At 70.8% G+C, this 6879-nt stretch carries 5 protein-coding genes; 4 read left to right on the forward strand and 1 reads right to left on the reverse strand.

Features of this window, described 5'->3' with window-relative positions; all coding sequences use genetic code 11:
- The 3 genes from ACIRDX_RS18900 to ACIRDX_RS18910 all read left to right on the forward strand — a co-directional run.
- On the forward strand, positions 1–1020 hold a 1020-nt coding region (locus ACIRDX_RS18900; RefSeq protein WP_396626994.1), incomplete at its 5' end, for a DUF1015 domain-containing protein.
- Between the two features lie 97 nt (positions 1021–1117).
- A complete protein-coding gene (gene serC, locus ACIRDX_RS18905; protein WP_396626995.1) occupies positions 1118–2221 on the forward strand; it encodes a 3-phosphoserine/phosphohydroxythreonine transaminase in 1104 nt (367 codons plus the stop codon).
- Between the two features lie 104 nt (positions 2222–2325).
- Positions 2326–4548: a TonB-dependent receptor gene (locus ACIRDX_RS18910; RefSeq protein ID WP_396626996.1), complete on the forward strand. Its 2223-nt coding sequence runs from the start codon at positions 2326–2328 to the stop codon at positions 4546–4548.
- 110 nt (positions 4549–4658) lie between these two features.
- On the opposite strand, the gene pcnB is transcribed toward ACIRDX_RS18910, so the two are convergent.
- Entirely contained in the window at positions 4659–5978 is a 1320-nt protein-coding gene (gene pcnB / locus ACIRDX_RS18915) for a polynucleotide adenylyltransferase PcnB (protein WP_396626997.1), read from the reverse strand.
- 51 nt (positions 5979–6029) lie between these two features.
- On the opposite strand from pcnB, the gene ACIRDX_RS18920 reads away from it, so the two are divergent.
- Positions 6030–6860, forward strand: a complete 831-nt coding sequence (locus tag ACIRDX_RS18920) for a hypothetical protein (protein ID WP_396626998.1) — start codon at positions 6030–6032, stop codon at positions 6858–6860.
- Positions 6861–6879: the final 19 nt, after the last annotated feature.

Genomic DNA, 6879 nt, shown 5'->3' on the forward strand with positions numbered 1-6879 from the left:
GTGTACACGCGGGCGTGGGAGACCTTCGAGGCCTTCCGGTCGAGTGCGCTGATCCAGGACGCGAAGCCGACGCTGTACGTCTACCGCCTGCGCATGGGCGACCACGAGCAGACGGGGCTGGCCGGCACGTTCTCGGTCGACGAGTACCGCCGCGACGTCATCCTCAAGCACGAGCGCACGCGCAAGGACAAGGAAGACGACCGCACGCGCCACATCACCGAGTTGCGGGCCCAGACCGGGCCGGTGTTGCTGACCTATCGCGACACGCCGGCCTCATCGGCCGCCATCGCCGCCGTGACCACCGGCGTGCCGCTCTACGACTTCACGGCAGCCGACGGCATCGCGCACACCGTGTGGGCGGCGACGCCGGCGCAGGCCGAGGCGCTCGCGACGGCGTTCGGCGAGGTGCCGCGGCTCTACATCGCCGACGGCCATCACCGCGCCGCGAGCGCGGCGCGTGCGCAGGAGGCGCTCGGGGCGGAGCCTGACGAGGCCGGGAGCTTCTTCCTCGCCGTCGCGTTCCCCGACGTGCAGATGCGCATCCTGCCGTACCACCGGGTGGTGAAGGACCTGAACGGCCACACGGTGGAGGCGCTGCTGACGGTGCTGTCGCAGCAGTTCCCGATGACTGCCGGCACGGCCGCGCCCGCGCGCAAGGGCGAGTGCGGTGTCTACATCCGCGGCAAGTGGTACACGCTCACGCTCGGCGACGACGCCACCGACGTGTCCGATCCGATCCGCACGCTCGACGTCTCGCGGCTGCAGGACCAACTGCTGGCGCCGATTCTCGGCATCGCGGATCCGCGCACCGACACGCGCATCGACTTCGTGGGCGGCATCCGCGGCACCGCCGAGCTCGAGAAGCTGGTGAACGGCAAGAAGGCGGCGATCGCCTTCTCGATGTTCCCGGTCACGCTCGACGAACTCATGGCCATCGCCGACGCCGGCGCCATCATGCCGCCCAAGTCCACGTGGTTCGAGCCGAAGCTGCGCGACGGACTGCTCAGTCACGAAATCTAGGAACAATTCAGAATTCACAGTTCAGAATTCAGGGCAGGTCGCGGCTGGATGCCCTTCGCGCTGAGCTTCATTCTGAATTCTGAATTCTGAATTACTGATGGCCATGCCCCTCACGACCACGCATCGCGTCTTCAACTTCTCCTCGGGTCCGGCGGTGCTGCCCGAGGCCGTGCTGCGCGAGGCGCAGCGGGACCTGTTCGAGTTCCCGGGCGCCGGCATGTCGGTGATGGAGATGAGCCATCGCTCGAAGCCGTTCGATCGGATTCTCGAGGGGGCCGAGGCGACGCTGCGCGAGGTGGCCGGCATTCCCGACACGCACGCCGTGCTCTTCCTGCAGGGCGGCGCCAGCCTGCAGTTCTCGATGCTGCCGATGAACCTCCTCACGGCCGGCGCCAGCGCCGACTACGTGATCACCGGCGTCTGGGGGGAGAAGGCGATCGCCGAGGCGCGCAAGGTCGGCGCCGTGCGCGTGGCCGGCTCGACCGAGGCGGGCGGGTTCCGGCGCGTGCCGCGGCAGGACGAGCTCGACCTCGATCCGTCGGCGGCCTTCGTGCACGTCACGACCAACAACACCATCTACGGCTCGCAGTGGCGCGCCATGCCCGACGTCGGCTCGGTGCCGCTCGTGGTGGACGCGTCGTCGGACATCTTCAGCGCGCCGATGGACGTGGCGCGGTATGGCGTGATCTACGCCGGCGCGCAGAAGAACCTCGGCCCGTCCGGCGTCACCCTCGTGATCGTCCGCAAGGACCTGCTCGCACGTTCCTCCCCGTCGTTGCCGACGATGCTGAACTACGCCGTGCACGCGGAGCAGGGCTCGCGCTACAACACGCCGAACACGTTCGGCATCTACATCCTCGGCCTGGTCGCCGCCTGGATGCGCGCCGAAGGCGGCCTCGCCGCGCTTGGCGTGCGCAATGCCCGCAAGGCCGCGACGCTCTACGCCGAGATCGATCGCACGGGCTTCTACCGGGGCCATGCCGAGGTCGAGTCGCGCTCGCTGATGAACGTGACGTTCCGGCTGCGCGACGAGTCGCTCGAGGACGCCTTCGCGAAGGCCGCGACCGCGGAAGGACTCGACGGCCTGAAGGGGCATCGCTCGGTGGGCGGGCTGCGCGCGTCGATGTACAACGCGTTCCCCGAGGCGGGCGTCGAGGCGCTGGTCCACTTCATGCGCGAGTTCGAGCGCACACACGGGTAGAGTCGGCTACGGCCTGCAGGCTGCAGGCGACCTGCGCAGGCAGCCTGTCGTCTATAGCCTGTAGCCCGTCAGACATCGCAGCAATTCCCGAAAGCCCAACGCACGTGCTCCCCCATCGTCTTCGCCTCCTGACGCTCCCGATCCTGGTCCTGCTGAGCCTCGCCGCGCGCGCGAGCGCCCAACCGCCCGCAGCCGACCTCCGCGTGCGCGTGATGGATGCGCTCGGCGATCCCATCGCCGGCGCCAGCGCCGTGGTCGATGCCGACGACCGTGGGCGCGGCAAGGCGGTGCTCACGGGCGCCGACGGCATCGCCATCGTGCCCGTGCCCGAACTGGCGCTGCCGCTGCTGCTGCGCGTGTCCGCGCCCGGTTTCGGGGAGCACATCGAGGCGCTGCAGCCGGGCTCGGCTGCCTTCGACGTCACCCTCGAGCCGGCGGCACGCAGTGAGCAGGTCACCGTGACTGCCGGCCGTCGCGCCGTGCGCGGCGCCGACCTGCCTGCCGATGCGACGGTGATCTCGCGTCGCGATCTGGAGGTGGCCGCCGCGGGCACGCTCGACGACGTGCTGCGGCTGACGCCCGGGTTCTCGCTGTTCCGTCGCTCGCCGTCCCGTACCGCCAACCCGACGACGCAGGGCGTGACGCTGCGCGGCCTCTCGGCGTCGGGCGCGAGCCGCACGCTCGTGCTCGCCGACGGCGTGCCGCTCAACGACCCGTTCGGCGGCTGGGTGAGCTGGGACCGCGTGCCGCAGGTGGCCATCGACCGCGTCGAGGTGGTGCGTGGCGGCGCCAGCGATCTCTACGGCGCCGACGCCGCGGGCGGCGTCATCCAGGTGCTGTCGGTAGAGCCCTCGTCGCCGGTGCTGCGCGCGCTGGTGGAAGGCGGGACGCAGGAGTCGGGGCGTGTCTCCGCGCTGGCCGGCACGCGCCGCGGCCCCTGGACCGGCATGCTGGCCGGCGAGTTCAACACCACCGAGGGGGCCATTCCCATCGCGCCCGAGATTCGCGGCCCGATCGACACGCCGGCGGGCGTCGAGTCGTCGGTGCTGTCGGCCACGTTCGGCGGCGCCATCACGCGGCTGTGGCGCGCCTCGCTGCGTGGGCAGGTGTACGACGAGGACCGCACCAACGGCACGCCCCTGCAGGACAACGACACGAACCAGCGGCAGGCGTCGATCGACGTCAGCGGCGCCGGCCCGTGGGGCGATCTGCGGCTGCGGGCCTTCGCCGCGGGCCAGGGCTACGACCAGGCGTTCTCGGCCGTCAACGCCACGCGCACGGCCGAGACGCTGAGCTCGCGCCAGCGCGTCGGCTCGACGATGGGGGGTGGCTCGGCGGAGTTCGTACGGTCGATCGGCCGCGTGGTGCTGCTGGCCGGCGGCGACTTCCGTCGTGTCGAGGGCGACATGATCGAGCGGCGCCCCACCGGCGCCCCGACGCTGGCCGATGGTCGGCAGGACATGCTCGGCGGGTTCGCCCAGGCGACGTGGGCTGCCTCGAGCCGGGTCGTCGTGGTCGGCGGCCTCCGCGCCGACCGCATCGACATCGACACCACCCCAGGCGGACAGCGCGACATCGACGCGCTCTCGCCGAAGGGCTCGGTGGCGTGGACGCTGCCGGGCGCGTTCACGCTGCGCGGCAGCGCCTACAAGGCCTTCCGCGCGCCCACGCTCAACGAGCGCCTGCGCTCGTTCCGGGCCGGCAACACCCTCACGCAGAACAACCCCGCGCTCGAGCCGGAGAACGTGACCGGCGGCGACGTCTCGCTCGCGTGGGAGCCCCGCCGCGTGTCGCTCCGCGCCACGCTGTTCGCCGCGCGCCTCGAGGACGCCGTCACCAACGTCACCGTGTCGGCCACGCCCACGCTGATCACGCGCGAGCGTCGCAACGCCGGCACCATCGGCGCCCGCGGGCTCGAACTCGAGGGGCGCGTGCAGTTGCTGTCGTCGCTGTCGGTCGCCGGCACGCTGGCGTGGACGCGATCACGCTTCGACGAATCGGACGAGCCTGGCCTCGAAGGCAACCGCGTGCCGCAGGTGCCGACGGCGCAGGGCGGCTTCGACGTCCGCTGGCAGCCGTTTGCCGCCTCGATGATCGCGACGCAGATGCGCTGGACCGGCACGCAGTACGACGACGACAGGAACCTGTTCGAACTCGGCCGGTCGTTCGTCACCGACCTGATGGGCGAGCACCGCTTCGCCGAAGCCCTGCGCGCGTTCGTGGCGATCGAGAACCTGTTCGACGCCGATTACGACACGGGCCGGACGCCGTTCCGGACGGTGGGGCCGCCTCGGCGAATCCGCGGTGGGGTGCGGGTGGCATTCTGAAACTCGAAATTTGACATTCGAAATTCTCGGCGGCTCGGCCTCTCGGCCTTCGCCGCGCGCGGCGTAGCCGGCGCTCGAGAATTTCAAATGCCAAATTTCAAATTGCCACCTTACCGGTTGAAGCCGCCGCGCCGTCGCCGTGGGCGTCGGCGCCGCTTCCGCTCGGCCTCGTCCTCGGCAGGTGCGGCAGGCGGCGGATCCTCGCGCAGCAGCGTTTCCCAGTGCGCGACCACGTCGGGGCGCTCGCCGTGGATCTCGAGCCAGGTCAGCGCATCACGGAAGGCACCGCGCTGCATGAGGGCCTTCTGCATGCGCTCCGGCGCCTTGATGTCGAGCAGGCGCTTCTGCAGCGACAGCAGGAACCGCAGCTTCTCGATGTCCTTGCGGGCCACCTGCATCTGGCCCAGCATGTGCGGCGTCTCGCGCTCCCAGTCGTCTTCGGCGTAGCGATAGCGGTGGCCGTCGTCGCGCAGCAGCCCGAGTGGCAGCAGCAGCGTGCCCGCCAGGATCGGGTTGCTCAGGCTCTCGGGGGCGTCGTCGAAGCGCTTGCGGTAGGCGTCGACGGCCTCGAACGCCTCGGTGAGCGGGCCGTCGTCGTTCAGCAGCTCGGGCGACATGTGCTCGAGCAGGCCGCTGTCGGCGAGGTGATCGAAGCACGCGCGGGCGTGACCGCTGCGCAGGATCTTGTAGTACTCCTCGAGCAGGCGCGCCGACGACGCCTGGCCGATGAGCGGGGCCTTGCGATCGATCGCGTCCATCACGGCGCCGTCCACCGCGAAGTCGAGGCGTGCCGCGAGCACCAGCGCGCGCAGCATGCGCACGGGGTCCTCGACAAAGCGCACGTCCGGGTCGCCGATGCAGCGGATCAGGCGCTGTTCGAGATCCTGCAGGCCGCCCGTGTAGTCGATGATCGAGAACGACCCGATGTCGTAGAACAGCGCGTTGACGGTGAAGTCGCGCCGGAACGCGTCCTCCTCGGGCGTGCCGTACTCGTTGTCGCGCTGGATCGGCCTGTCGATCTGATCGGCCGTGACCTCGACCGACGGATCGGCGACGACCGGCAGCTCGCTCTCGTCGGGGTGGTCGGGGCGGAAGTGTTGTTCCTGCGGCTCCTGCGCGATGTTGACCTGTCGCCTGAACGTCGCGACCTCGATCGTCTTCGTGCCGAAGCGGACATGGGCGAGGCGGAAGCGCCGCCCGATGATCCAGCAGTTACGGAAGAGCCGCTTGACCTCGTGCGGGTGCGCGCTCGTCCCGATGTCGAAGTCCTTCGGGCGACGATGGAGGAGCAGATCGCGTACGCTGCCCCCTACGAGATAGGCCTCGAAGCCCGAGGCGTGCAGGCGATAGAGGACGCGGAGGGCGTCGGGGTCGATGTCCTGGCGCGAGAGCTCGTGCTCGCTGCGCGGGACGACGATTGGAGTGACCACGCCTCGGGAGTATAGCAAGTTGCCGGGGTGCGAGGTTTGGAAGTCGCTGACATGCAAGCACTTACTGATTTCGCTCGGGCTGGGGTGCTGGCCGCCGCCCTTCTGGGGGCTGCGACACCGGTCGCTGGACAGCCGGTCACGGCCGATCCGCTGGCCCGCGCCCGGCAGGCGTACAACGCCGGCAGGTACGACGAGGCGGTGACCGCGGCCCGCGAGGCGGCCGCCCGCCCCGGGGCTCGGCCCGACGCCGGACTGCTGCTCGGCCGCGCCCTGCTGGAGCGTCATCGCGCTAATCGGGCTCCCCAGGATCTCGTCGACGGCCGCGCTGCGCTGCGCGCCGTGGACGCCGCCGCCCTCGACGACCGCGGACGGGTGGATCTGGTGGTGGGCTTGGGCGAGGCGGTTTACCTAGACGGGCAGTACCGGTCCGCGGCCGCGATCCTGGAGCCGGCGCTCGAGCAGATGGGCCTGCTTGGCGCCGCCGGGCGCGAGCAGGTGGTCGACTGGTGGGCGACCGCGATGGACCGGCACGCGCAGACGCGCGCGACCGAGGAGCGGCCCGCCATCTACGACCAGATCTCGGAGCGGCTCTCGCGACATCTGGCGCGATACCCCGACTCCGCGGCGGCGTCGTACTGGCTGCCGGCCGCGGCGCTGGCACGCGGCGACCTCGATGGCGCCTGGGACCTCGCCATCGCCGGGTGGGTCCGATCCTCACTGGCGCCGGACCGGGGCGTGGCCCTGCGCGCCGACCTCGACCGCCTCGTCACCACCGCCATCATCCCGGAGCGCGTCAAGCGCCTCGAGGACGAGCCCGACGCCCGCGCCGCGAGCGCACGCTTCACCGCCGAGTGGGACGAGGCCAAGGGGCGCTGGCCGTAGTCATGCCTCATGCCTCATG

Source organism: Luteitalea sp., assembly GCF_044337415.1.
In the GTDB taxonomy this organism is placed as follows: Bacteria; Acidobacteriota; Vicinamibacteria; order Vicinamibacterales; family Vicinamibacteraceae; genus Luteitalea.